The organism is Sutterella faecalis, assembly GCF_006337085.1.
GTDB classification, from domain to species: Bacteria; Pseudomonadota; Gammaproteobacteria; order Burkholderiales; family Burkholderiaceae_F; genus Sutterella; species Sutterella faecalis.
The window spans coordinates 578,517-604,934 of the sequence record NZ_CP040882.1; the positions used below are offsets into that span (position 1 = coordinate 578,517).

Annotated in this window: 20 protein-coding genes; 12 read left to right on the plus strand and 8 right to left on the minus strand. The window is 57.6% G+C overall.

The features are described from left to right. The first annotated feature begins 279 nt into the window (after positions 1–279). Complete coding sequence (locus tag FG381_RS02295) at positions 280–1,983, plus strand: zinc-binding metallopeptidase family protein (RefSeq protein WP_139687354.1); 1,704 nt, start codon at positions 280–282, stop codon at positions 1,981–1,983. A gap of 15 nt (positions 1,984–1,998) precedes the next feature. Beyond that, a complete protein-coding gene (locus FG381_RS02300) occupies positions 1,999–2,424 on the plus strand; it encodes a peptidase dimerization domain-containing protein (RefSeq protein WP_226960281.1) in 426 nt (141 codons plus the stop codon). Between the two features lie 120 nt (positions 2,425–2,544). Here FG381_RS02300 and mutM read toward each other — a convergent pair whose 3' ends face one another. The 5 genes from mutM to bcsA all read right to left on the minus strand — a co-directional run bounded on the left by mutM (position 2,545) and on the right by bcsA (position 11,161). Beyond that, complete coding sequence (gene mutM, locus FG381_RS02305; protein WP_139687355.1) at positions 2,545–3,372, minus strand: bifunctional DNA-formamidopyrimidine glycosylase/DNA-(apurinic or apyrimidinic site) lyase; 828 nt, start codon at positions 3,370–3,372, stop codon at positions 2,545–2,547. A 115-nt stretch (positions 3,373–3,487) separates the two neighbouring features. Next, positions 3,488–5,140 carry a cellulose biosynthesis protein BcsG gene (gene bcsG / locus FG381_RS02310; protein ID WP_139687356.1) on the minus strand — a complete coding sequence of 551 codons (1,653 nt, stop codon included), beginning with the start codon at positions 5,138–5,140 and terminating at the stop codon, positions 3,488–3,490. A 21-nt stretch (positions 5,141–5,161) separates the two neighbouring features. Next, a complete protein-coding gene (gene bcsZ / locus FG381_RS02315; RefSeq protein ID WP_139687357.1) occupies positions 5,162–6,265 on the minus strand; it encodes a cellulose synthase complex periplasmic endoglucanase BcsZ in 1,104 nt (367 codons plus the stop codon). Continuing rightward, complete coding sequence (locus FG381_RS02320; RefSeq protein WP_407703351.1) at positions 6,265–8,505, minus strand: cellulose biosynthesis cyclic di-GMP-binding regulatory protein BcsB; 2,241 nt, start codon at positions 8,503–8,505, stop codon at positions 6,265–6,267. Before FG381_RS02320 ends, bcsZ begins: the two co-directional genes overlap by 1 nt. A 52-nt stretch (positions 8,506–8,557) precedes the next feature. Next, the gene (gene bcsA, locus FG381_RS02325; protein WP_226960283.1) at positions 8,558–11,161 is read right to left on the minus strand and encodes a UDP-forming cellulose synthase catalytic subunit; all 2,604 of its coding nucleotides are present in this window, start codon (positions 11,159–11,161) and stop codon (positions 8,558–8,560) included. A 415-nt stretch (positions 11,162–11,576) separates the two neighbouring features. Here bcsA and FG381_RS02330 point away from each other — a divergent pair, with 415 nt between their 5' ends. The 6 genes from FG381_RS02330 (at position 11,577) to FG381_RS02355 (ending at position 17,297) form a co-directional block, all read left to right on the plus strand. Beyond that, positions 11,577–12,539 (plus strand): 2-hydroxyacid dehydrogenase, encoded by a 963-nt coding sequence (locus tag FG381_RS02330; RefSeq protein ID WP_139687359.1) that lies wholly within the window; start codon positions 11,577–11,579, stop codon positions 12,537–12,539. A gap of 135 nt (positions 12,540–12,674) precedes the next feature. Then, positions 12,675–12,902, plus strand: a complete 228-nt coding sequence (locus FG381_RS02335; protein ID WP_139687360.1) for a type II toxin-antitoxin system Phd/YefM family antitoxin — start codon at positions 12,675–12,677, stop codon at positions 12,900–12,902. After that, on the plus strand, positions 12,899–13,297 hold the full coding sequence (locus tag FG381_RS02340) for a type II toxin-antitoxin system death-on-curing family toxin (RefSeq protein WP_139687361.1): 399 nt from the start codon (positions 12,899–12,901) through the stop codon (positions 13,295–13,297). The genes FG381_RS02335 and FG381_RS02340 overlap by 4 nt, the downstream gene beginning before the upstream one ends. 13 nt (positions 13,298–13,310) lie before the next feature. Beyond that, the gene (locus FG381_RS02345; RefSeq protein WP_165697807.1) at positions 13,311–14,825 is read left to right on the plus strand and encodes an FAD-dependent oxidoreductase; all 1,515 of its coding nucleotides are present in this window, start codon (positions 13,311–13,313) and stop codon (positions 14,823–14,825) included. Continuing rightward, on the plus strand, positions 14,822–16,687 hold the full coding sequence (locus FG381_RS02350; protein ID WP_139687363.1) for a sensor histidine kinase: 1,866 nt from the start codon (positions 14,822–14,824) through the stop codon (positions 16,685–16,687). Before FG381_RS02345 ends, FG381_RS02350 begins: the two co-directional genes overlap by 4 nt. Further along, positions 16,671–17,297 (plus strand): response regulator transcription factor, encoded by a 627-nt coding sequence (locus FG381_RS02355; RefSeq protein ID WP_139687364.1) that lies wholly within the window; start codon positions 16,671–16,673, stop codon positions 17,295–17,297. Before FG381_RS02350 ends, FG381_RS02355 begins: the two co-directional genes overlap by 17 nt. A 127-nt stretch (positions 17,298–17,424) precedes the next feature. Here the strand turns inward: FG381_RS02355 and FG381_RS02360 are convergent, their stop codons facing one another. After that, entirely contained in the window at positions 17,425–17,778 is a 354-nt protein-coding gene (locus FG381_RS02360; protein ID WP_226960284.1) for an FAD-binding protein, read from the minus strand. 563 nt (positions 17,779–18,341) lie between these two features. Here FG381_RS02360 and FG381_RS02365 point away from each other — a divergent pair. After that, complete coding sequence (locus FG381_RS02365; RefSeq protein ID WP_139687003.1) at positions 18,342–19,835, plus strand: ISNCY family transposase; 1,494 nt, start codon at positions 18,342–18,344, stop codon at positions 19,833–19,835. Between the two features lie 201 nt (positions 19,836–20,036). Here FG381_RS02365 and FG381_RS02370 read toward each other — a convergent pair whose 3' ends face one another. Next, positions 20,037–20,252 carry a hypothetical protein gene (locus FG381_RS02370; RefSeq protein ID WP_139687002.1) on the minus strand — a complete coding sequence of 72 codons (216 nt, stop codon included), beginning with the start codon at positions 20,250–20,252 and terminating at the stop codon, positions 20,037–20,039. Next, positions 20,227–21,324, minus strand: a complete 1,098-nt coding sequence (locus FG381_RS02375) for an FAD-dependent oxidoreductase (RefSeq protein WP_139687366.1) — start codon at positions 21,322–21,324, stop codon at positions 20,227–20,229. The genes FG381_RS02370 and FG381_RS02375 overlap by 26 nt, the downstream gene beginning before the upstream one ends. 240 nt (positions 21,325–21,564) lie before the next feature. Between FG381_RS02375 and FG381_RS02380 the strand changes: the two genes are divergently transcribed. The 3 genes from FG381_RS02380 (at position 21,565) to FG381_RS02390 (ending at position 25,966) form a co-directional block, all read left to right on the plus strand. Beyond that, positions 21,565–22,386 (plus strand): NADPH-dependent 7-cyano-7-deazaguanine reductase QueF, encoded by an 822-nt coding sequence (locus tag FG381_RS02380; protein WP_139687367.1) that lies wholly within the window; start codon positions 21,565–21,567, stop codon positions 22,384–22,386. A gap of 297 nt (positions 22,387–22,683) precedes the next feature. Continuing rightward, entirely contained in the window at positions 22,684–24,192 is a 1,509-nt protein-coding gene (locus tag FG381_RS02385) for a flavocytochrome c (protein ID WP_139687368.1), read from the plus strand. Positions 24,193–24,478: 286 nt separating this feature from the next. Continuing rightward, positions 24,479–25,966 carry an FAD-dependent oxidoreductase gene (locus tag FG381_RS02390; RefSeq protein WP_139687369.1) on the plus strand — a complete coding sequence of 496 codons (1,488 nt, stop codon included), beginning with the start codon at positions 24,479–24,481 and terminating at the stop codon, positions 25,964–25,966. The last annotated feature ends 452 nt before the right edge of the window (positions 25,967–26,418 follow it).

A 26,418-nucleotide genomic window follows, 5' to 3' on the forward strand; every position in this document is an offset into this window, starting at 1 on the left:
TCCAACCTCGTGCCATCAAACTTTTTCTCACCCCCCATATTCAGTATCGATACAACGCTTCCTGGTCTATTCAGACCTACCTCCTTTCGCGCAAGTTGAATTCATCGCTCGTCTCCGGTGCCTTTCCACTCCCGGCACCTGTCAACCCATCGTTTCCCTCATCTTGATCGCAGGGAAGCCTCCTTGATACCGTATCTCGAAGCTCTGGCGCAGATTTCCCCTGGGGAATCCGCTCTTCAAACACAGAGCAGCAAAACCATCACCAAAAGGAGGTTCCCCATGAACCGTCTGAAGCTCTCTGCCGCGGCACTTCTTCTCGCCTTCGGCATTCCGGCGCTGGCTGCCGTTCCGCAGGTGTCGCCGGAAATGAAGGCAAATGCCGAGACCATGTGGCAGGATGCGGTTTTCCAGAAGATGTACGACGAACTCAAGAGCGAGGAAGGCCAGAAATGGCGCTTCAATACGCTCATGGAGCTCGTGCGCATTGCGTCGCCCTCGCGCCTTGAACTTCGCCGCCAGCAGGAAATCACGAAGCGCCTCGTGAACGAATGGGGCTTTGCGCCGGAGGACATCATGACGACGCCCGAAGGCATCATCAAGGGCGCAGGCCTCCAGATCGTCGACGGGAAGCCCGTCTACAACGTCTGCGTGCGGATCCCCGGCACCTATCCTCAGCGCCCGGGTGCGGAAAGCTATAAAGGCCAGTTCCCCAAGGTCCTTTTCGAAGGCCACATCGATACGGTCAATCCCGCAGAGCTTCCGCCTGAAACGAATCCCTATGTTCCGGTGAAGATTCAGAAGGTGAAGGAGCCTCTGGTTGCGACTCCGGCCGAACTCGAAGCCATCAAGGATGAACTTCATTTCGACAAAAACGGCCGAGTCATTGAGGACGAGAACTGGAAGAAGGCCTACCGGCGCTTCAATGACCTTGACGAAGCCGTGAAGGCCGACGCCTACCGCATCTACGTCACGGGCTTCGGCGACGCGATGATCAATACGGTCTCTGTGCTTACGGCCGCCAAGATGATGAAGAAGTACGGGATCAAGCCCGTCTACGACGTCTGGTTCTGCGGCACCGCGGGTGAGGAAGGGAAAGGCAACCTCTGCGGCATGAAGCAGCTCTACGGCTACAACCAGGATACGGGGAAAGGCAACAACGCCCTAAACTTCGTCGCCAATGTGGCTGCCGATTCGCTCTCGCCCGGCTCCTCGATCGTCAACTACCTCGGCTCCTACCGCTTCGAAATCACGTATTCGGAGCGCGACGGCTTCAAGCCCGGCGACAAGCCCCGTCCCTCCGCGCTCTCGGCAGTGAGCCGCGCGATTGCCGCGATTTCCGACATTCATTCGCCCTACGACCTCGACAAGAAGGCGGAACGCACCACCTACACCGTGGGCGTCGTCAACTGCACGAAGCCTGCTGAAGGCGCAAGAAGCCCCGACTGCACGCTCATGGTCGACATGAGAAGCCCGACCCAGGGGCCGCTCACCGCCATCCGCAGCCAGATTGAACCGCAGTTCCGGAAAGCCATGGAAGCGGAAAACGCCGCCTACGGCCTCAAGGCGGGCGACAAGGACGCCGTCACGATGAAGCTCGTCTGGTTCGGCGACCGCCCGGCCTATCAGAGAACCGACTACAACGTTCCGCTTCTGCAGGCCTACTGGCAGACGGGCCGCACGATCGGAATCGACAACCAGAATAAGGAACTCACGGAGCGAGCCGCCTCGCTCAACGACAACGTCCCCGCTGCTGTCGGCGTTCCCACCATCAACTTCAACATGGGTACGGCTGCGAAGACCGGAGGCGGCCACACCTGGTACGAATACGGCATTCCCGGAAACGGTCAGGATGAAGCCAAGCGCATCATGCGCTTCCTCATGACGGGCCTTCTGGTTTCAGGCTGCGAACTTTCAGACGGCCGCGTGATTGAGCCGAGCGTACCGCCCGTCGGCGAACGCACCACCGAAGACATGTACAAATAATCGAGGAGAAGAACCATGCTTAAGATCCGTACACAGGGCACGACCCTTCTCCTGATGCTTCTCCTCTCGGGAAGCGCGCTCGCTGCAACGCAGACGCTCGAAGTATCTCTTCGCGGTCCCGGAGGCCACTCAAACGGCAATTACGGCAACACCAATGCCGTCCATGCCGCCGCGCGAAGCGTGATGGAAATCGAAAAGGCCCTTCCGGATGCCGTCATTGCAAATCTCAACGGCGGCTCCACCGTCAACGCCATTGCGGCTTCCGCGTCCTTTGAGGTAACCCTCACCGCAAAGGATGAGAAGGCGCTCGAAGCCATGAAGGACAAGGTGGTCGAAGCGGTAAAGAAAGGCACTGACGCCGAAAACGCCTTCCGGGGCGTGAAGCCCGGCGACAAGACGAGCATCGGCGCGCCGGCGGCCGTCCGCTACGAAATCCGTTAAACGTCTCCTTATGAAGACCCGGGACTCCCCGGGCTCTTTATGAGCAAGCACGAAATCCCGCATCTGCCTTCCGGTTCTCCGGAAGGCATTTTTTACTGGAATGGCAAATCAGGCAGGAGATCACCGCTGGCAGTGCGGACAGAAGAAGGTCGACCGTCCGCCCTGCTCGATTCTTTTGATCTTCCCGCCGCACTTCGGGCAGTTCTCTCCTTCCCGACCATAGACCGCGCACGCAAGCGGGAACCACCCGGTTTCGCCCTCGGGGCCGTGGAAGTCGTGAAGCGTCGAGCCGCCCGAAGCGATGGCTTTAGCGAGCACGTCCCGAATGGCGGCAAGGAGCTTTTCCGCGCGTTCCGCAGAAATCCGGTCGGCTCGCCTCGTCGGGCGGATCCCGGCTTCAAAGAGCGCCTCGCTCGCATAGATGTTGCCGCATCCGACGACGATTATCCCGGAGAGGAGCACTTCCTTGACGGGCCTCGATGTTTTCTTCAATTCCGAGAGGAACCATGAAAGCGTGACCGCTTCGTCCCAGGGTTCTTTCCCGAGGCTCCGGAGCGGCTCCGCTTCAAAAGGGTCCGTCTCAAACCAGCGGAAGTCGCCGAAGCGCCTCGGGTCGGTATAGCGAAGCACCGTGTCGCCGAAAACGATGTCGATATGGTCGTGGCGATGGGGTTCGGGCGCGGGTGCCGGCCAGATTCTCCAGGAGCCGCTCATTCCCATGTGCGTGACGAGCCGCTCTCTTTTCCCGTTCGGCGCCTCAAACGTCCAGACGAGATATTTCGCCCTGCGCTCAAGGCTGACGAGCCTTTTCCCGATGAGGCAGCCCCCAAGATCAGGCACGGGAGAGCGAAGCTTCGGCACGCGGACAATGGCGTCCGTCACCACCTTCCCGACCACGGCGGGCGCGAGACCTCGCCGCGTTACTTCAACTTCTGGGAGTTCCGGCATGGCTTCAGAGTTCCTCCTTCCATTCAATCCATCGCGAAATCAGATGCAAAGGCCGGCGCTCCTCCGATCAGGAAAAGCTGCCGGCCGCTCGTTTAATGTCCTTCCGCCGGGCTTATCAACCGCCGTAAGGCTTCCAGTCGTCGTCGTTTCGCCTCAGGTACTCGACATCCTTCAATTCAAGGATCTTCGCCTGACCGTTTTCAGAAACCCGGTGGGTTTCCGGAAGGTTCTGGACGAGCTCCTCGAGCGGGACGGCGCCCCCGGATTTCGAGAAGAAGTTCTTTTCAATCGTGCGGCCGATGAGCGACGTAAGCGCGAGGTAGCTCGTGTCGCCCGTCACGTGAATCGGCTGCTCGGGGAGTCCCCTCACGCCCACGAACTTCACCATGGTCGGCACCTCCGTAATGCGAAGGGTCGGGATGTCGCGAAGGCGCTGCGCCTGAATGCGGTCGCCTCGCACGGCGGCGCCGTGCTCAGGCACGAGGACGATCATCACGCGGCGGCGCGTGCGTTCGAGCTCGCGGATGAAGGTGTTGATGTCGTCGAACATCCGCTGCGCGCGGGGCTTGAACTCTTCCGAGCGCCCGTGGCGCGGAAGGCGGTTGCCGTCATGAAGCGAAATGAGGTTCATGAAGGTGACGCTTCTCTTTTCCTTCGCGCGCGCAGTGGTGCGCTGCCAGAAGCGTAGGAGCGCGAGCGTGTCGGCGAGCTCCTCGTCGTCAAAGCCCATGTAGCGGATCGGAATCGGCTGCCCCTTGCTTTCAAGCGGCGCCGAGAGGCCCGTCTTGTCGCGCAGAACCTGGAGGAAGTCGTCGTATTCGCCCGTATGGTCCATCATGACGTGCTGCGAGAAGCCCAGGGCCCCCAGGCGGTTGAGCGTTTCGCATTCCGTCCGTCTTTCGCCGTAAAGGTCATTATGCGAGGGCTGACCGCACGCCCCCGTCAAGAGCCTCAGCGCCGCCGGTCCCGAATAGGATGTGGCGGAATTGAAGTTGTCGAAGCGGATGTTGAAGCGCGAGAAGAGCGGATGATTCTCGAGCTGGGACGCTGCGAGGTCGTCGTTCGAGAGCGAGCAGATGTTGAGAAGCAGAATGTCGAAAGGCGTGTCCTTCTCCGGAATTCCCGTCGGGAATTCCGCGCGGCGCTCCTTTTCGTAGGCGAGGAACGCCTCGTACCATTCCTTCACGGTCTTGCTGTCCGATACCGCCTGGTTCTTTCCGGCAGCCGCGCCCCCGTTGACCGCGGCAACAACCGATTCATCCTTCTCGGCGTCGCCCGCAAAAAATGCGTCCACCATCGGCGTCACCGTCATGCCGACGAAGCAGCAGAGCGTGACGAAGGTGATGCGGATCGTGTTCCTGAGAAGCACGTAGAGAATGATGCCGAGCGCGCCCCAGCCGACCATCTGCCAGTTGATGAAGTCGAGTGCGAGTTCGAGGATGTAGTTCCACGAGAACCCGGCAATGCCGCCCGCATTCGCCGTAATGCTCTCAATCCCGGGGAGCCAGCTTTCGCTCCAGAGAAGGAGGAAGGCGCAGACGATGCCCGCCGCGCCGCGCAGGAACCGCAGGATGCCGGATCTGAGCGGAATGAGAAGCACGGCAATGAAGAGCGCATTCCAGAGGGGCGAAAGATTGAGATATCCCGCCCAGGCGAGTCCGAACTTCGCGAGGAAGTAGAGATTCCAGACGCCCAGTCCCGTAATGGGCAGAATCAGTCCGTCGGCAGTCGCCGTGCGTCCGCCCGGGGACGCGGCCTTAGGGTCGATCGTTTTTTTCCGGAGTCATTTTTATTTTTCAGCCTCTTCCATTCGGATCACGAGGCGGCCGTCGCGGTCGAAGAGGAATCGCCCTTCGTCAAACCCGAGTCCGTAGAGAACCAGCACGTTCCCGTAATAGCGGTCCTTATTGACGCCTTCAGCGGTGAGCACCGTGCGGATCAGGCCCGCCGTGCGGTCATTGCCGAGAAGCGACAGGAGGCAGGCGCCGAAATAGGCCGGCCCCGGCGCTTCTGCGTCCGCAGTGACGACATTCACTTTTTCAGGCGGGAAATTGAGCTTTCTCGTTGCTTCCACCATCGGCTGGAAGCGCTCGACGAGCGAGAAGCGTCCCGGATCCTCGGGAGACATCATGCCGGCCCACATGTACGTGCGGATGGCGTTGTAGCTTCCCTCGGTGTAGTCGGTCGAATCCGGCGCAACGAGCCTTCCCTGGTTCGTGAATCGCGCCCATTCGGGAGCGAAGCCCGACGGGGCGGAACGAATCAGCATCCTGAGGGAGCCGTCGTAAACGTCCGTCCAGTAGGCGTCTTCAAGCGCAAAGCGCCGGAGGATGAAGAGCGGGTAGTAGCTCGGATTGAGCTTAACCGTCCCGTTCTTATCCTCAAACCCCACGCGTCCGGGAAGGATCACCTTCCCCAGGTTTTCAACGTCGCGGACTTCCTTTTTGAGGAGTTCGAGCATCGCGCGGCCCTTTGCCGTGTATTCGCTCTTACTCCAGAGACGCCCGGCTTCGAGGTAGCACCACGCAATCCACATGTCGCTGTCGGCGGCATTGTTGGTGTCGATGACGCCCCAGGCGTTTCTGTCCCCTGCCCTCGTCTGGCCCCAGAGCCAGGAAGGGAGCGTCTTCGTGATGTCGCCCGCAGAAAGGTTCTTTTCCGTCCAGTCGGAAAGCGCTGCAAAGGCTGTCCGGTCGTTCGCCACGAGCGCAAAGAAGAGCGCGTAGGACTGACCTTCGCTCGTCGTGATGCGCCGCGCGTCCGAATAGTCGACAACGCGCGCGGCTTCAATATTGGACGCCTTGAAGTCGTCCCAGAGCTTCCACGCGTTTGCCGGAAGCGCCTGAAGCGCGAGTGCTGCGGCAAGCACGCTCATCAAAAGGGTCTTTTTCATCAGGCTCTCCTTCCAACCCAGCGGCGCATGAAGACAAAGGCGGCAAAGCCGATCACGAGCGCCGACACGAGCGCGCAGACAACAAGCCAGCCCGGATGGCGCGAAAGCCTCATCCAGACGCGGTGGTACCAGGGAAGGTCCCCGACCACATAGCGGTCGCCCACGGAGAATTCCGCGACGTTCCCCGGGCTCACGACCGCAACCGTCCCGCCCACATTATTGAGGTCGCCCGGCTTCACGAGACGGGCATTGAGTTCGAGCGAACTCGCCGGGCCCTCAGAGAGAAGCGCCACAACGGAGCGGCCGGATTTGAGCGGCGACTCGAGCCCCACCACGGCCGCCACGGGTTCGGCAAGCACCTTCACCTCCGGCGCCGGGAAGGCGTCGCCCGGGTTCCTGGCGCGAATGGCTTCCTCCACATGCGCCTGAAGGTCGGCGGCATTTTCCGCATTGATGTCGCTCATCCGCGTGACGACGCGGCCGATCGCGAGGATGTCGCGGTCCGCTGCGGCCGGGTCGCTCGCGCTCGATACCACCCTCACCTTGTCGGCAACGGCACCCGTCACGGCGGCGAGCCGACCGACGGCATTCAACATCGTTGCCACTTCATCGGCCGAAGCGCCGTCGGAAATGAGCACCGCCGTCTGCGAAAGATCCGCGTACCTGGTGAAGGGATAGCCGCTCTGGAAGAAGAGCTTCAGGTTCGGCATTCTCGCCTGATGCCAAAGCCCCTCGAGGCGAATGGTCGAAGTGGGCTCCACCTCCATCTGATGCGGGAGGATCATGATCGACTTGCAGTTTTCCGGCGACCCGCCCTCGGCGATGCGCTCGTAGTCGACGCCGAACGAGAGCACGTTCTGCGTCATGAGCGCGAGCGAACCCGCGGGATTATCGGTAATGGCGCCGTAGAAGCCGGGAAGCGCAATCACGCGTTCGCCCCGGCCGTCCTTGGCGGCCATCGGGTCGGAATCGATGAGGGAGCCGTTCAGAAACGCCCGGAACTGCGCCGTTTCGCCCGTCATGGGCTTGGTGCTGCGGTAGCGGACATTGAGAATCAGGTTGGCGTTCCCCGTCATGTAGAGATCAGGCGGAAGCCGCACGGGGAGCTGCACGGGCGGCATGCTGTAGCCGCGGCTCGTCAGCTGCCCCGGATATTCCATGAGCTTCGAGAAGGGAACAGTCTTCCCGACGGGAATCCAGTTGGGCGCATCATAGGCTTCGCGGGCGGGCGTTTCAGGAACCGCGCCTGGACGGAAGACGTCGCCGATCATGACGTTGTCTTCCCGCACGAGGGCCTTTGCCGCCGTGAGGAGATCCGCCTCATCGCGCCCGGCAATCACGAGCATCTTGGCCGAAAGACTGCCCGGGGCATCGGCCACTGACACCTGCGGCCCTTCAACCTTCGGGAAGTCGGCGAGGAACCTCGGCTTCTTGTCGTTCGTCACAAAGACTACGAAATGCTGAGGCCCGGGAAGCGCATTGAAGAAGACGGGAAAGTCCGCGCCGCGCCAGTTGGTCATGCGGCCCGTCCAGCTCGCGAGAATCGCCGCGGCTTCCTTTGCCATGGCGTTCGGCGCTTCCGGGAAGACGAAGGGCAGCTTCGTCGCCTGCATCGTATTCATGTCGACGAAGGGCGCCGGCAGCTTCGTCATGTCGTTCGCGAGCCGAATGCGGGATTTCTCGAGGACGAGCGTGCTTTCGTTCGAAATATCGAGCCAGAGCGATTCGTCCGCCGGGTTCTCGCAGACGGACTTGATGTGGCCGATGAATTCAATCGAGATCTGATTGCGGGAATTGAGCGCCTTGGGGTTCAGGGGCACCGAAAGCTTCGCGGGCGCGCCGATCATTTCCTTCGTGAGATTGACGGACTGCTGCAGAACGCCGTTCACGAAGAAATTGAGCTGCGAAACCTGAGGCAGAACGGAAGCGGAAACCGTAAATGCCAGGTCGAGCGACGCACGGGAAACGACCTCGTCGGCGCGCACGCCGAAATCGAAGAACTGCGTGCGCGAGAGCCCCGTGAGCCTCACCGATCTCGCCTGTCCTCCGGGCACAAGTCCGATCAGCGGAGCCTTTTCAATGCGGCTTCCGGCAACGTCCGTGCGCCACACTGGCTGCGGGGGTTCCTGAGTCTGCGCGGGGGCCGCAGCGGCAGCTGATATCCCTAAGCCGCTGAGCGCGAGCGCAAGGAGGCAGCTTCTGCCTAATGCGTCGATTTCCATCTTCAGAGTCATCCTCATCTTTCCGTTTACATTTTAATTTTATTGATTTTTATGAATTCTTCTCAACTTTTCAGCGCAGACCGACGAGATCCTTCTCGCGCCGGGGCGTTCTCGGGAGAAGCGACCCGATCAAATCGCGGAACGCCGGGAGCATCTTCCCGGGGAGAAATTCGATCATGGAGCGGTAGCCGTAGAGCGCAATGCGGCCGAGTTCGAGGAAGCCCGTGATGAAGCGGTCGTCGACCGTCTCATCGGGCTTCTTCGCCCAGATCCCGCGCCGCGAGAAGGTGAGCGAATTGAAGCGCCGCTCGTCGGCATAGCTTTCGAACTCGAAAATAAGGTCGCGCCCGCCCTTCGGGAGATCCGTTCGCGTCGGGTCTTCCGGTGCGAGGCTCGCGCGGAAAACTTCCCTTCTGCCGTCGTCGGCGGGGAGTTCAATCTGAAGGGTTTCGCCGGCGGGCATCGTGAGAAGCGCCGCAAATTCGGCGTCATTTCCTTGAGCCGCAAGAACCCGCACGCCTTCCTGGGAGAATTCGCAGACCTCTGCCGGGAGTTCCGAACCGTCGGGAAGAACAATCTTTGCGGAGAGGTTCAACGGCACTCGCGGGAACTTGTCCTTCTGCACGTCCTCGACGGCAACGGCCATCGTGGCGCCCAGAACCATCAGGTTGTAGACGATCCAGCCCATATTGATCGCAAGAGTCAGATATTCGGGATCAGGCGACGCGAAGGCCTTCCAGAAGCCCGCAAGCAGTCCCGCAAAATTGAGCGCGATGAGCACCAGGTAGGGCTTTGAGATATGCCAGTCGAGGTACTTGCTGTCGATCGTGCCGCCCTTGGCCGTGACGTTGAATTTGCCGATTTTGGGCGCGATGAGCGCCACCGTCGTCGGGATCAGGATGTACCAGGAGAGCACCGTCTCATAGACGCCCGAAAGGAAGGGATACCGGTACCCGTGCTGCAGGCGCTGGTTCGTTACCGCCGAATGCACCATGTGCGGAATAACGTAGGCGAAGATCGATGCGGCGGTGGCATAGATCACGTACACGTCGGCGAGCATGTAGGGCAAGGGCGCAAGAAGGAAGATGATGCGCGGGAGCCCGTGCAGGAAGTGGAGCATTGCGTTGAAGAAGCAGAGCCTCTGCGCGAGCGTGAGCCCGCGCCCGAGAAGCGGGCAGTCGAGCCTCAGAATCTGAATCATCCCGCGCGCCCAGCGGATGCGCTGCCCGATATGGGCGGCAAGCGTATCGGTCGAGAGCCCCGAGGCGACCGGACGTTCAATGAAGGCCGACTTCCAGCCGCGGCGGTTGAGCTTCAGGGACGTATGAGCGTCCTCGGTCACCGTCTCAACAGCAATGCCGCCTACTTCCAGAAGCGCCTTTCTTCTCATGACGGCCGATGAGCCGCAGAACATCGTGGCGTTCCAGGTGTCGTTCCCCTTCTGGATGAAGTCGTGAAAGAGTGAATTCTCGATCGGAAGCGCCCGGTCGAGGTGCATGTTCTTTTCGAAGGGATCGGGCGAATAGAAGTGATGCGGCGTCTGCACGAGCGCGATCTTCGGGTCCTTCACGAGCCAGCCCACGGTCGAGACGAGGAAGTCCTTCGAAGGCACGTGGTCGCAGTCGAAGATGACGATGTGTTCGCCCGAAGTAACGGTCAGAGCGTGATTGATGTTGCCCGCCTTCGCGTGATTGTGCTCATCGCGCTTGATGTAGCCGGCGCCCACCTCGTCGGCGAACTGCCGGAAAGCATCGCGGCTCCCGTCGTCGAGAATGTGGACGTGAAGCTTCTCCTTCGGCCAGTCGAGATTGAGCGCGGCAAAGACCGTGGGCTTGATCACGTCGAGCGACTCGTTGTAGGTCGGAATGAAGATGTCCACGTCGGGCCAGACCGCGCGGTCCTCGGGGAGCGGACAGATTTTGCGGTCAAGCGTCCAGCAGACCTGGAAGTAGCCGAAGCACATCACCGCAAAGGCATAGAGTTCCGCGCCGAGAAGGAGCGACGTAAAGAGGACGTCAAGCCACGTATTCGTGTTGAGGGTCGACGTCGCGCGCCACCAGAGGTAGCGCCCCGAAACGACGATCGAAATCACGAAGAGCAGCATGAGCGTGATGCGCGCCTTCACCCGCACGAGCGCGATCATCGAGAAGAACATGAAGGAGAGGAAGATCACCTGACCTTCGAGCGTAAAGGGCTGCGTAATGCAGAGCGCCGCGAGCGCAAGTCCCAGAAGAACGATCGTCCAGACGATGATGGTCTGTCCGCGGCCCGACCCGGCCTCGCTCTTTTCGCCCTGGTTGGAAAGCGCCGGCAGGCGCTTTACGAGCGCGAGGCAGAAGGCGCCCCAGGCCGAACCAATGCGGGAAATGACGGCGCCCAATGCGCGCAGAATGCGAACGACCGCATCAACAAGACGCGACCACGGGGAGCGAACGGGATGATACGGGTCAGTCGGCTTCACAAAGAGAAGCCAGAAGGTCTGAATGACGAGCCTCAGAGGATCCAGAATCCGCGGACGATCAAAGTCGACCTGCGGGTAGAAATAAGCCTTGCGCCTCGCAATGCTCCGGAAGGGCTCCCGCTCAATGGGCACAATGATTAGAAGGAGTGCAAGAAAGAAGGCATTGACCGCAATCGCGGCCTTCCCTGCCCCGCTGGCTTTCCATAGAGACAATCTCTCCCTCAGATAGTTTCGAGGTTTCAAGGTTGAACGGGTCTGCATCGTCGTAAACGGGGAAAAAGAGAGGTCCGGGCTGGTGCTTGAAAAAAACTCCTCGCAAAGGCGGCGCAAAGTTAACGCCTTCGTGAGTCTGCGGGGGCGCTGAAATGAGGAAACGACGCATATTAGCTCAAATGCCTAATTCCTTTGTTGATTGAAGGCGGCGCCCTCACGTAAACACTGTGTTCGCGGCATGAGGAAACGCATTTTCAATGCGTCTCTGCGGACATCCTCCGGCACCGGCCTTGACCTCGGGCGCAGGAGGACCCGCGGCGGGCGTCCGGTGACATCCGCGCGCCGCCTGCTTCCGGGATACACTTTTTGCATCCGTATTTTTCCGTCACATCTTCCATCGAATCAGAGAAGCGTCATGCAGAACGGCCGTCCGATCATCGTCAACCTTATTCCCTCCTCCAACCCGGCTCACCCGCTCCTGAAGCGCCTCCCCGAAATCGGCGCGGTCTTTCACCGCGACCGCATGAATGAAAAAGAGTTTAGAGAAGTCGCGCCCCATGCCGACGTGCTCATTTCCGCCTCCAACCTCAAAGTGACGGACGAAGAGCTTTCGCACTACCCGGCGCTTCGCATGGTGGGCGACTTCGGCGTGGGCTTCGACGGCTTTGATGTTTCCGCCATCGCCCGCCGGGGGCTTCGCGCCTGCCATACGCCGGACGTGCTCTCTGAAGACGTGGCCGACCTCGCGATCGGGCTTCTCCTTGCGCTTGCGAGGTCGCTTCCCGCCGCCGACGCCTTCGTGCGCGCCGGAAGATGGCCCAATGAAAACTTCCCCCTTGGCCGCCGCGTCGCCGGATGCCGGCTCGGCATCGCCGGGCTCGGCCGAATCGGCAAGGTCGTCGCCGAACGCGCCCGCGCCTTCCGGATGGAAGTGGGCTACACGGCGCGCGCGCCGAAGGATGTGCCCTGGCAGTACTTTGAAACGGTGAAGGATCTCGCCGCCTGGTGCGATGCGCTCATCGTCGTCATTCCGGCCACGCCTGAAACGCATCATCTCATCAATCGCGAGGTGCTCGAGGCCCTGGGCCCGAAAGGATTCCTCGTCAACATCGCCCGCGGCGCGCTTGTGGATACGGAAGCGCTCATTGAGGCGCTCGAAAGGAAAACGATCGCGGGCGCTGCGCTTGACGTCTTCGAGCACGAGCCGCATGTTGAAGCGGGGCTTCTCAAGCTCGGGAACGTTGTGCTTGCACCCCACATCGGCTCCGCAACCGTCGAAACGCGCGACGCCATGGCGGAACTCGTGATGGAAAACATCCGTCTCGCGCTCAACGGGCAGCCGCTCGCGACGCCGATTCCGGGAACCCGGAAGGATTGATGCCGGCTCTTCTGAGGCCTGACCTGAAGACATTCAATGCGCCAAGGCACGCATCAGATTTCTGAGCGTTCCGGATTGCAAGCTTTGCACAAGTAAAAGTACATTTGGTTGTACCTTTCTTCGCGAGGTGTGCTGATGGAACCTCTTTCCATTTCTGATGCGCGCAAAAATCTTTCTTCTCTTGTTCAGGCGCTCAATTCAGACAACCTGGAGCCCGTACGCATCAATGTGCGCGGGAAGACCGTTGCCGTACTCCTCTCGAGCGAGGAGTACGAGCGCATGCGCAGACAGATCCTCGATCAGGAGATAGACGAGATTTTTACTGAATTTCATGACGCCAATGCGGCGCTGACTTCGAAATGACTGCTTGTATCCGTCATCTCGCCGCAGAAGAGATCATCCGCGTTCACGACCTGGCCGTCGAGGTCTTTGGAGGCCTGCCGGGAGTCGTTTCGCAAGGCAAAGTCGAAGCGCTGATTGCTCGCGTCATTAATTTTTCAGCGTACGAAGGCATCGACGATCTCTACGCACTGGCGGCTATGTATTGCATTGCCATAGCCCGAGGGCACGTCTTTTCTGACGGAAACAAGCGCGCCTCCATGAACTCTGCCATTCTCTTTCTTCTGCGCAACGGCGTGAGGCTCCGGAGCGTTCCGGGTTTGGACGATGTCATCGTCAGAACGGCCGCCGGCGAGATGCGCCTCCCTGAGCTCGCGGAATATTTCCGGAAAATGCCTCAGACGGTCTTACGCAGATGAGGAGACAGCCAATATGATTCGCCGCAGGCTCCTGAAGGCTGCTCTCCTCAGTACATCGCTGCCGGCAGTGGCGCAAAACAATTCTCTGCATGAAGAACCTCCAGCAGAAATTTTTGATGTCGTCATTGCCGGTGCCGGAGCGGCTGGCCTCACTGCTGCCGTTATGGCTCAAAAAGCCAGCGCGGGCCGGATCCTGGTTCTTGAGAAAGAACCATTGATCGGCGGCACCTCTGTTCTTTGCGAAGGCAATTGGAGCGCCTCCTGCACTTCGATCCAAGCTGATCTAGGCATCAAGGATACAGACGACGCATTTTTCCAAGACATCATGCGTGCAGGCGACGACAAAAGTGATCCTGACGTGGTCTGGGCGTTGATCCGATCGGGGCGGACTGCACTTGAATGGCTTGTTTCTCAAGGCGTTACACCATATACCGTCAGCGTCAATTCTGGCCTGAGCGTACGTCGCGCGCATTGTTTTCTTCCTTTCGAAGTCATTAACTTTCTTCGACGACGGGCCGAATCGCTTGGCGTCAGCATTCGAACCGGAAGCGAGGTTACGAAGCTGATTCGAGCAGAAACTTCGGAAAAAGGTATTTGGGGAATTGAAGTGAAACAGGCTGGAAAGACCTGGAAAATTCAGGCTCGCCGGGCAGTGATTCTCGCTACGGGCGGATTCGGCCGCAACCGGGAGATGGTTGCGCGTTATGCGCCGAAGCTGCTTAATGCGCCCTGCCTCACTGCGCCGGGCTCTACAGGCGATGGTATTCGAATGGCGGCAGAGGTTGGTGCAAATTTGCGAGATATGGATAATCTCCATGCCGCCTATGCCTTTCTGTCGCACCCGGAGTCGATCAATGCAATGACTCACATCTTTTACGGAGGCGCTGTCGCAGTCAATAAACTTGGACGACGATTCGTTGACGAATCGCTCGACTACACAACAATTGCATCAAAGGCTATTGAACAACCCGATGCAGCAACCTTTCTAGTTTTCGACGAAAGAGTCCGCCTGCAACAAATGAAGTCCCGTGCGGTCGATCGTCTCATCTTCTCGCCCATCGACAAGGGCCTGAGCGTCCATGGCCTAGCATCCGCCGAAACGTTGAAAGACGCGGCAGCAGCAGCCGGACTTCCAGTAGAGGACTTTATCACGGAGATCGAGAAGTACAACAATGAGATCAGCGCACTGGGCCGTGAAGCTTCATTCGGCAGAAGTTCTCTTGATTTTGGCATCGGAAAGGTTATCCCTCTTGAGGTACCACCCTTTTATATTTTGTCCGTAGTTCCCGCTTTTCTCGGCACCTACTGCGGCATTGCCATTTCTCCCAAGGCTGAAGCGCTCGATGCAAACGGCCGCCCAATTCCCCGCCTCTATGCGGCAGGAGAAGTCATCGGCGGACTCCATGGCCGCGGCTCCATAGGCGGCACGCATTATGCAGCTGCTTTTGCCTTTGGGCGTCTGGCAGGAATTGAAGCAGCGGCTCAGCCTCGGCGAAATACTAATTTTGGGTTGAAGGGCGGCATATGATGTTCGCCCGTCTTCGTGATTTAATCTGCTGGGCTTGCGCGAGCATCTCCGTTCTTTCTCTTTTCTTGTCTGGGGAAGCTTGGGCTGACTTTCCCGGCGCGAAGATTCGAATTGCCATTGATGCCGAAGAGCCTATGCTGGAAAATTATGGACGCATTGCGGACCTTATCAATAAAGTAAGCGAATCCGCGCCAGGCGTTCCCATACAAATTGAAGCACTTGAATCGCAAGCTCTTGAGTCAGTAGCGAAACGTGCCAGCGCAGACCTTCTTCTTACTTCACCTTTCCGCTATCGGCAGATAGGCATGTCTTCCTGGAGAAGCATTGCAGTTGTAATGCATGATCGGGTATTTGATCCCAATCGTTCAGATGGTGGTCTGCTTCTCACGAATGCCGACAATTCAACCGCAGGTCAACTTTCCTCACTCAAATCGACACGAATCGCATTGCCTAAGGATGCTGGCCTCACTCCTGCCATGGCGCTTCAGGCCGACTGGGTACAGGAACGGTTACCCGTTGGCGACCTTGAAATCGTCCGCACCTCTCTTGACGTTCCTGCGCTCATGGATGCACTCCGAGCAGGAACATACGCGGCCATGCTGCTGCCCGTCTGTGCATTGGAAAAAGCTGCCGACAGCAAGGTTCTTCATACTGCAGCCTTGCGCGTTATTTCACCAAAGAGCTCAAACGGTCTGGCCTGCGCCCACACGACGACTCTCTATCCAGGAGCTGTTCTGGCCTCTGCACCCACACTCTCCCCGGAGATTTCAAGGCGGCTCGTGGGTGCTCTTCTCTCCAGCTCACCGGACCCTGCCGGCTTCTATTGGAGTGAACCAACGGATTTCTCGGCTGTTGACGAGGCCTTGACCGCTCTTGATTTGGATGCTTATGCGAAGCTGCGAAAATGGTCAATCAATCAAATTTGGCGCGACTATAAGCCGTGGTTTCTCGCCGGCATGCTGGCTGTCATCATGCTGCTCACTCACAGCTTCATCGTCGGCATGCTGGTGAATCGCCGCACGGCAGCACTATCAGCCTCACTTGCCCGGGAACATGCCTTCGAGGCTCAGGCTGAGCAAGCCAGCAAACGCATCCGCATGATGGAACGAATCGGACTTTTAGGGCAGGTCGGCTCATTATTCGCCCATGAAATCAGGCAGCCGCTTTCGGCTGTGAGCGTCTATGCCTATGGCATCAGGCGCATGATCCAAAACGACGCCATCGACAAGGAGGCTATCCTCAATGTCCTCTCAAAGATTGAGAAACAAACTGAAAATGCGGAAGCCATAGTTCAAAAAATCCGGAATTACCTAAAGCGTAATGAAACCGAAAAACGAACTGTGTCTCTTGCCGATATCGCCAGGAAAGCAGCGGCCACCTTTGCTTCCAGCGGCAAGCGCAAAGCGGCTGTCCGCATCGAGGAACTCTCGCAGCAAAAAACCGTTGCCTTCGTAGATCCCATTGAAATTGAACTTGTGCTTCTTAACCTGATGCGAAACGCAGAAGAAGTACAGGCAACATCCAATATCCGGGAGCCCAGGATCCGAATTACGGTAGGAATTTCCAGCACCGAATCCGATTTCTGCGAAATTGCCGTAGAAGACAATGGCCCCGCGATGGACCAGGAAGCATTTGCACAATTCCAGGGTCTTGTATCGGCGATGGATACCTCAAAACCTGACGGCTTGGGGCTCGGCCTTTCAATCGTAAAAGCCCTCATTGAGGCCCAGTGTGGAAACGTTGTTTTTGAACGAAGCGACCGAGGCAGTCTTCGAGTCGTTTTACGACTCCCAAGGCTCAAAACCGAACAAGGCAAGTCTAGGGGAACAAAACCGGGAGAAAAACATGACCTGCAAAGCTAACGAACTTCCTTTGATTCGAGTGGTCGACGACGAAGAGGCTGTCCGGGATGCTTTGGTTTTTCTCTTCTCGCAGGAAGGCTGGCAAACAACCGCCTATCCGGATGCAACGTCATTTCTGAAAAACGATGCGCCAAGTGCTCCAGGCTGCTTGGTGCTTGATGTGAAAATGCCCGGCATGAGCGGCCTTGAACTCCAGCAGGAACTCAAAAGACGCGGCTTCACAGCGCCCATCATTTTCTTATCCGGTCACGGCGACATTGACATGGCAGTTCATACGATGCACTTTGGAGCCTTCGACTTCATCCCTAAACCAATCAAGCCGGAACGCCTGGTCAATGCCGTTTCTCGAGCAATCGAAGCCGACCATAAGAACCGCTTCGGATTGCCTCCGAAAGAAGAAATTGAGTCACGGATCTCTCAGCTGACCACTCGTGAACGTCAAATCCTGAAACTCTCTCTATCGGGCCTGAGTAATGGAGAAGTCGGTGAACGACTCGGCTTATCCGAAAAAACTATCGAAAACCATAAATCGTCCGTGTTCAAGCGGCTCTCTGTCTCGTCAATAAAGCGTGTGCATGCGCTATTTGCGAAGCTTGGGATAGAACTTTGAGCCGACAATTTCTTTGAAGCTTCCTGGACTATTTCCGAAAAAGCAAAGAATCGGAGCAGTGCCATCTAATGCACTGCCCCGAGTAATCGTAAAAATTGAGATCTGGGCAATTTGCTTCAGAAAGCAATTACCTCGCCATAGCCTTCACCGCGATGCGGCCAAAGGCCTGACCCTTGGCAAAGGCAGTGCCGGAAATATATCCCGCACCATGGAAGCCCCCTGTTGTTTCGCCAGCTGCATAGAGCCCGGGAACTGCTTCTCCGAAGACGTCAACCACATTGGCGTTTTCATTGATCTTGAGACCGCAGTATGTACCGATCATGGCTGCAGTAGCCGGGAAGATATAGAAAGGCGCCTTCTCAATACGTACGAGTTTGCCGTTGCCAGAAGCAAGTGACGTGCGTCCGCAATCCGAATCTTTACCTGCATCAGCGAAACCGTTGTAACGTCTCACCGTTGCTTCAAGTTCCTTAGGATTCAAGCCGGCCTTAATAGCAGCCTCTTCAATCGTCGATCCTACAAAAACGTAGTCTGGCGTCTTCTTATCCTCAAGGATAGGCTTCCAGAGAACATGTTAACGGTCAGCGTAAACGAGACTGTTTAGCCAACGACTTTGAGACGTGATACGCCAAGGATTTGAGACCATATACCGTATCTGACCGGGACGATATACCAACATCCTGTTGGCCTGGATACCTCCGCTACCACGAGACCCATTACCACTGAGACCCGATACCTCCGTAAAGAGAGATGGATTACCACAGGGATTGAGACTGCAAACCGCTCTGAATGAGACGGCATACCACTCTTGGTCAGCTTTACCTCTGCACTGAGACTACTTGCCCCAGCGGCAGAACTGCATACAAATGAATGGGACCCGATGCCATGACGAAATGAGATGAGATACCACAGCAATAAGACAGGATACCTCTGCATGAGACTACTGAATATGCTGAATATCGACAATGGTATTTCCTCTTAACATAATGTATTCCTTGGATATTAAGTCGAAATCCCTTCGGCTTAATTACCAAGGAGACTGCTATGTCGAAACAAGCAAGAAAGTCTCGGGGCCCTTCTGTTGTTGAGTCCGAAATCCCTCGGCTGACACCTCAGGAAATTTTTGAAGGCTACGAAAGGCATCTCTATAGCGTTGAGGATGCCAAGACATTGATGCAGATGCCTCGCAGCACGTTTATGCGGCATCTCAAGAACTGGCGAGAGACAGGTCGGCTGCCCTCACATACCGGTCAAGGGAATCGTGTTCCGGCCAATAAGCTCGATCCGCAGATCAGAGCGAGGATCATCGAGTTTGCAACAGGCAAATATGAGGGCTTCCAGGCAACCCTCCTGCATAAGTATTTGCTCATTGAGGGTATTGAGGTCTCCGTTGAAACGGTACGACGAATCCTGACAACACTTCGTCCGGAAGAAACTCCAAAGGAGCGCAGGTCGACCGCGCATAAGCTGCGCCGCCGCAGATCGAGCGTTGGGGAACTGATTCAAATTGACGGCAGTCCGCATCCATGGTTCGAGGGAACCGGAGACGATAACAGCTACGCGCTTCTCATCTTTGTCGATGACGCAACAAGCCGCATCATGGTCGCCGGCTTCTATCCAACAGAAACATCTGAAGGATATCTTCAGTTGCTGAATAAGTACATTGAAAAATATGGGATTCCATGGGCTCTGTACAGCGACAGACATTCCATCTTTGCCCCAGTAAATCCCTCGAAGAGCGGAAAATCCGAGGAAACACAATTTCAAAGAGTCTGTCGGGAGTTGGGGGTAACGGGGATACGGGCTAATTCGCCAGAAGCCAAAGGGCGGGTCGAGCGAACATTCAGCACGCTGCAGGGACGATGGCCAAAAGAGTTCCGTGTGCTGGGCATCAGAAATATGGCGGAAGCAAATTCACGAATGCCGGAATTGCTGGCGAGCTATAACCAAGAATTCGCAATTGCTCCCGCTGACTCTAAGGATAGCCACGCGCCGCTGCTGGAGGAAACGAAAGAACGCATTGAGCAGATCTTTGCCAGATGGCATACACGTATGATCAGCAGGAACCTGACGGTGTCCTACGGCAGCAAGACACTGCAGATTGTCGGGGTGGGCCGCTCCATGAGGGGAGCAATGATGAAGACTGAGTGCAATCTGCTGGAGTATGCCGATGGGCGGGTGGAAATCCTCTGGTGCGACGAGGTTGAACATCGCAAGCGGATCACCAAAGAGGGGCCGAGAATCCGAAAACGCTACCACGTGCTCGAATTCACGGAACACGACAGAACGAAATTGAAAATGTCAGTCGCAACACCGGAAGAAACGGCCAAGACACTGAATCACCGCGTTGATGAAGTGGGGCGTCAAAAGAAAGGAGACTCAGAAACGACGCAAAAGAGCCCCTGGCACGAAATGCAAAGGAGATCGGCTCTGAAAGCGATGGCGAAACGGGAGGAACTGAACCGAAAGATCGAAGAAGCGAAAGCAATCAATGCTCGTATTGCAGCAGCCAAGGAAAAGTTGAAGCCCAAGAGATAACTCAACGGTTGAAGCACCGTTGAGATGGTGGGTCGTTAAGGCGAATGCACCGCGCGCTGCGCTTGGATGCATCCGCCTTAACTAAATGATATCTCAGGGATTTCTGTCAAGCGACTTTCGCGGCATAAAGCTTCGCGCGTCTGAAGGCCGCGCTCGTTTATTCCACGTTCGCTTGACAGAGCTTGCCTCAGTGCCCGTAGGCTAAATGCCGGTACCGCCGCCAGGTGCCGAAGTGGAGCGCTCGGCCAGCACAATGCCCGCAAACCAATCCGCAAGCTCGCGCGTTACCAGAAAAGCCGCTGTGTAGCTTTTCGCCTCCTTGAAAAGATCAGCGCTGTTGTGAAACTCTTGCCGATTGCTGGTGTCACCCAGAGGGGCAGAAAAAGTCTCATTATCGCTGTGGGTTAGCAGTCTCATTTTTGCTGCCCGTTAACATAGGCTTCCAGAGAACACGGCCTTGCGGATTATTCTTGTAGTCTCGCTCGAGAATAGCCTGATCAAACACGATGTAAGACTTGCCTTCAGGCTGCGCGAGCGCGTAATCACCCATCTTCTTGTACGAAATGGATTCATCAACAAAGCGCCTTGCAGCCTGATTGACGACAATGCCGCCTGACCAGTAGACCTGCGTCATCTCGTCAATCGAGACCGGTTGCGGCTTAAAGCCATACGACGCCTTGATGTATGCAGTGTCAACCATATCGCTGCCGGCTTGCAGCCCCATGAGAATGCCGTCGCCCGTTGTCCCCTTTCCTGAAATCGCGGCAGCCTCCTTAAGAGGCGGATTGTACTTTGCCAGCATTGTCGGATTAGCGGCGAAACCACCTGTCGCGATCAGAACGCCTTTCCTCGCACGAATGTATTTCTGTTCGCCGCCGGCTTCGATGCGCACGCCCTCAATTCTTTTCATGTCAGACGACCATACGAGGCGTTCTACCTTAACTTTCGTCTTCACTTTCACGCCGTGCTTTTTGGCGTAATCGGCCATCGTCATCAAGACCTTGCCTGGATCAAAGTGATGCGAGCGCGGCACGCTTTGACCGCCCTGCTGAACAACAGCATCAGGCTTAAGACCCATTGTTTTGGTGAGCCATAAATAATGCTCAAGAATTTCCTTCACGTATGCACGGACTACTTTTTCATCGGCATAACCTCCGCCGGAGACCATAAGATCCTTCACGAATATTTCGGCAGAATCCTTCATGCCGTTTGCTTTTTGCTCTGGAGTGTCTGCTGCCGCGATCATCCCGCCGCAGAGCGCTGAGGAACCTCCCATAAAGGCCATCTTTTCATACACCACGGCAGAAAGCTTTTGGTCGACGGCTTCACAGGCCGCTGCGAGCCCTGCACCTCCTGCACCCGCGATAACGATGTCATAAGTTGCATCCCATTTCGTTGGCGAAAGAACCGGTGCTGCCTCAGCCGAAGCCGCACAAAGTACAGCGGTTCCTGCAAGACTAGTCGTTAGAAAATGACGACGGGAAAACATGCTTGATTCTCCTTTTCACGTTTGGCGCAGGCGATGGTCCTGCCTGACGCCTCTGCAATCGATTATTCCGACGAACACCCCTAGGGGGATTGCGGGCGGACAAAGATGAGACTGCATGCGAAAGCAAAAACCAGGAATGCGCTTCCGAGCTTCCATTTCCCGTGCGACAGTGCATAATCGGGTCAATTTTTCCGACCATGCCTGCTTAATTCACAGAAAGGTGACCTTTTGACCGTTCTAATGCCTGAACCCAAGGGGACCAAGCTCGGCCAGGCGACGACCTACGCCGAACACTATTCTCCGGAACTTCTTCAGCCCATTCCCCGCGCGCTCGGGCGCGACGCCATCGGCGACCATGATTTTCAGGGCGCCGACATCTGGCGCCTTTATGAATTCTCCTGGCTCGACCATAGGGGCCTTCCCCATGCGGCCGAGGTGGAGCTCACCGTCCCCGCATCGACCCCTTCGATCATCGAATCGAAGTCGCTGAAGCTCTATGCAATGAGTTTTGCGATGACGAAGCTTGCCGACGCCGCGGAAGCCGAGGCGATTCTCACGCGCGATCTTTCTGAGGCTGCCGGAGGCGCCGTTCAGGTCAAAGTGAACCCTCTGCGCACCTGGGAAACGAGGGTCGCGCCGATGCCGGGCGACAATCTGGAAGAAATGCTCCCCGAAACAAAGGCTGACGCCTATGAAGTCGCGCCGGACCTTCTTCAAAGGGACTCTGGCGCAGACGAGCGCGAGGTCTTCTGGTCGACCAACATCTTCCGCTCACTCTGCCCCGTCACCGGACAGCCCGACTTCGCTTCCGTTTCCATTCACCTTGCGGGCGAAGCCGTCGACCCGGCATCGCTTCTCAGGTACCTCGCGAGCTACCGTCAGCACCGGGGATTCCATGAGCAGTGCGTCGAGCAGATCTTTCACGACCTCCGGTCGCGCTTTGAACTCAGGATCCTCGAAGTGCAGGCTGCGTTCACCCGGAGGGGCGGCATCGACATCAATCCCTTCCGCTCGAGCGTGCGGGAACAGCCCCTCAATTCTCCGCGCGAGCTGAGGCAGTAACGCGTTCGCCGTTTCCCGGGTTCAGCGCACCCGGGAAACGCAGAAAACGTGTATTACCAAAACGAGTTCTGTCAATCAGGGAAAGTCACAAATTCAATGAACTCAATTGTTTACACGTAATTTTCTCACTTCTCACGCCCTCTTACAAGTGCTCATACCTTTTCTTGCCTGACGTCAAAGCGCGGCCTTCCAAAAGGCGTCAAAGTAGAGCCAATGCCTGAGCGGGAAATGCTTTTTGAAGCATTTCACATTCAAAATCAATTCCGCTCAGGCCACTCTTAGAAAGGAGAGAAATATATGACCACTTCCATTTCGCGCCGCAGCCTCATCGCCGGTTCCATCGCGGGCACCGCCGCCATTGCCGCGCCTGCTTTTGCGAAGGCCGCTCCCAAGTGGGATGAGACTGTCGACGTCATCGTTGTCGGCACGGGCTTCGCGGGTCTTGCCGCTGCGATCGAGGCGAAGAAGGCCGGCGCCAACGTCATCGTGCTCGAGAAGATGACGTTTGCCGGCGGCAACTCCGCCATCAACGGCGGCATCATGACCGCTACGGGCTGCCCGCAGCAGAAGATGCACGGCATCAAGGACTCTCAGGAGCTTCTTGAGAAGGACATCCTCGTTGCCGGCGCCTACATGAACAACCGTGAAAAAGTTCATCAGATGGTCACTCAGGTTCTTTCAAACTACGAGTGGTGCGTCAATGAACTCGGCGTTCAGTTCCTCCCCGATGCCATCGGCCAGGAAGGCGGCCACAGCGTTCCGCGCTATGTGACCACCACCAACGGTTCGGGTTCGGGCATCGTCATGAAGGAACTCGAATACGTGAAGAAGCTCGGCATTCCCGTTCGTCTTCGCACCTATGTCGAACACATCGTTCGCGATGAGACCGGCCGCGTGACGGGCCTCGAGGTCCGTGAAAACTACAAGTTCCCGGACAAGACCTCCGGCACCGTGAAGCGCATCGCCGCGAAGAAGGGCGTCGTCCTCTGCTACGGCGGCTTCGCTGCCGACGTGAAGTTCCGCATGTATCAGGATCCGAAGCTCGACGCTTCGCTCGATACGACCAACCAGCCTTCGGCCACGTCCGAACTCTGGCGCGAAACCTCCGCCATCGGCTGCCTGCAGGTTCAGAACGACTGGATTCAGTGCGGCCCGTGGGGCAACCCGAAGGAAAAGGGCATGGGCATCGGCTGGCAGTTCAACCAGACCGCTGCCGCTGAATACGGCATCTGGGTCAACTCGAAGGGCGACCGCTTCGTGAACGAACTCGCCAACCGCAAGGTTCGCGCCGACGCCATCATGGTTGAGCAGCAGAACGGCCTCAAGGCCTTCGCCATCTGCAACGAACCCAACGTGCAGCCGCTCAAGAAGCAGCGCCCGGGCTTCCTTGAAAAGATGCTCGAAGCGAAGATCCTTGACAAGTACGACACCGTTGAAGCCATGGCCAAGGGCGCGGGCATTCCGCTCGACGAACTCAAAAAGACCATTGCAGCGTTCAATGAAGCCGTTAAATCGAAGAAGGATCCGGCTTTCGGCCGCTACATCAACAATGACCAGGTCCCGATGGTTGACGGTCCCTGGTACATCGGCGAATGCCAGCCGAAGGTTCACCACTGCATGGGCGGTCTCTACACCGACCTCAACTGCCAGGTGATCGACGTGCGCAACGACAAGCCCATCCCGGGCCTCTATGCCGCCGGCGAATCGACGAGCGGCGTGCATGGCGCCGTCCGCCTCGGCTCCGTCGCGATTCTTGACTGCCTCGTCTTCGGCCGCATCGCCGGCCAGAAGGTTGCCAAGGCTTAAGGCTTTCGCCTGATGGACGCCGCCGGGACCCGTAAGTTCCGGCGACCAGAAAAGCGCTTTCCGGACACGCTCCGGGGAGCGCTTTTTCATTTGCTGCCTTGTCCGGCAAGCTTTTTCGACTTTGTAAACCTTGGTGCCTAAGATCAACAATTGTTTCTGCCGGCCGCTCTTCGGGTTTCCATGGGGATAGGATTGAATGCATCCAATTCGGGGGAACCCCTAATGCGAAAGCACAGCTTCGTATTGAGGGATTTACCCTAAACAAAGTAGAAAAGAGAGAAACGAAATGACGCTTGCAAATCGTCGTGAATTCTTCCGTACGGCTGCGGCCGGTGCAGTCGGCGCTGCCGGCATGCTGGGCGGCGTTGCGGCTGCCGAAGCCCGTTCGCCCAAGTCCGCCAAGTACGATCTCATCATCGTCGGCGCCGGCTGCGGCGGTCTGGTCTGCGCTGTCCACGCTGCCGAGCTGGGCCTGAAGCCCCTCCTTCTTGAAAAGATGCCCATGCCTGCCGGCAACACGATTTACGCCGCGGGCTTCCTTCTCGGCCTCAACACTTCGTTCCAGAAGGCCAAGGGAACGGCAACCGATACGAACGAAGCCTTCTTCAACGACATGATGAAGGTTTCGCAGCAGAAGGCCGTCCCTGCCCTCACGCACAAGGTGGTCGACAACTGCACGAGGCTTCTTGAGTGGCTCCACTCCTACTGCGGCGTCAACTTCAATACGGGCGCGAAGCTCGTGTGGCCGCAGCTCACCCGTGCGCACCTCGTTACGGGCGAGATGAAGCCGGGCGGAGCACAGCTCGCCATGACGCTTCTCAACAAAGCGAAGTCCCTCGGCGTTGAAGTCCGCACGAACACCAAGGTGGTCGAGCTCCTCTCCGACCCGAAGAAGGGCAACGTCAACGGCGTTCGTGTGAAGACGAAGGAAGGCCTCTCTGAGGTTTATTCGAAGTTCGGCGTCGTTCTCGCCACCGGCGGCTACTCTGCTAACCAGCAGCTCGTCACCCAGTACATCGGTTCTGCCGGCGCCAAGATGCCGATTCGCGGTTCGCGAATCATCGCGGGCGAAAACGTGGTTCTCACGGCTCCGTTCCTCCCGAAGGTCGTGAACGTCGACCAGTATCACTGCGGCCCGATTTACGGACCCACCGGCGCCAACCCGCTCAACATCGTCAACAACGGCATCTGCGTCAACAAGGAAGGCAAGCGCTTCACCGATGAAGGTCAGACCTACGTTCAGATGTCGCGCGATGTTGCCGCCATGACGCCCGACAACTGGGCCTTCATGGTCTGCGACCAGACGACGCACGACATCCCAATTCTGAAGAACGACTGGGAGTCCTACAGCCGCACGAAGGCTCCGGTTTATACCGGCAATACCCTCGAGGAAGCCGCCCAGGCCGCGGGTCTCGATCCGAAGGTCCTCGCGAAGACCGTTGAGGACTACAACGACGCCGTGAAGTCGGGCAAAGCCTCGAAGCTCACCCCGGCCAACACGCTCCCGAAGGCTCCGCTCATTGAAAAGGCGCCCTTCTACATCGTGCCCTTCCAGGGCGGCATGACGGCCACCTTCGGCGGCCCGCTCATCAACACCGAAGCTCAGGTGCTCGACACGGAAAATCATCCGATCGACGGCCTCTTCTGCATCGGCAATGCTGCCGGCGGCCTCTTCTACGACAACTACGTCGGCGGCGCGCAGCTCACCTCTGCAGGCGTCTTCGGCATGACTGTTGCTGAACACGTCAAGGCGCAGAAGGAAGGAAAGCTCTGATTGAAGTCTTCTGAAGACTTTTAACCCGAGTCCCTGAAGCCGGCGGATTCTGATGAGTCTGCCGGCTTTTTCTGTGCTCGCCGGCCAGAGAGCATATCGACCGCATACGGATCCCGATCCCGGAACATCCTTTTAAAATGGCAAGCCGCCGTCCCGGCTCTTTAGGCTTTTGCCGATCAAAGGCTCTTCATTCTGATTTTCTGCCGCGCCCAAGCATGTTCCGCAACCCGCCTTCCCGTCTGGAGCCCGGAGCTTTCTTTTCCCGAGATGAGCGCCGCAGGCTCGCTCATCTTGCCGCCGAATACTCGCCGCGGGAGCTCCTCGACAATCCGCGCATTCTGGAAGACCGTTCCATCGAATACGCATTCCTGACGAGCAGACTTGAAGGCAGCACGTATTCAAGGAAGTCCGCTGCTATTCTTCTCAAATACGGCATTACCGACGAGAAGCCG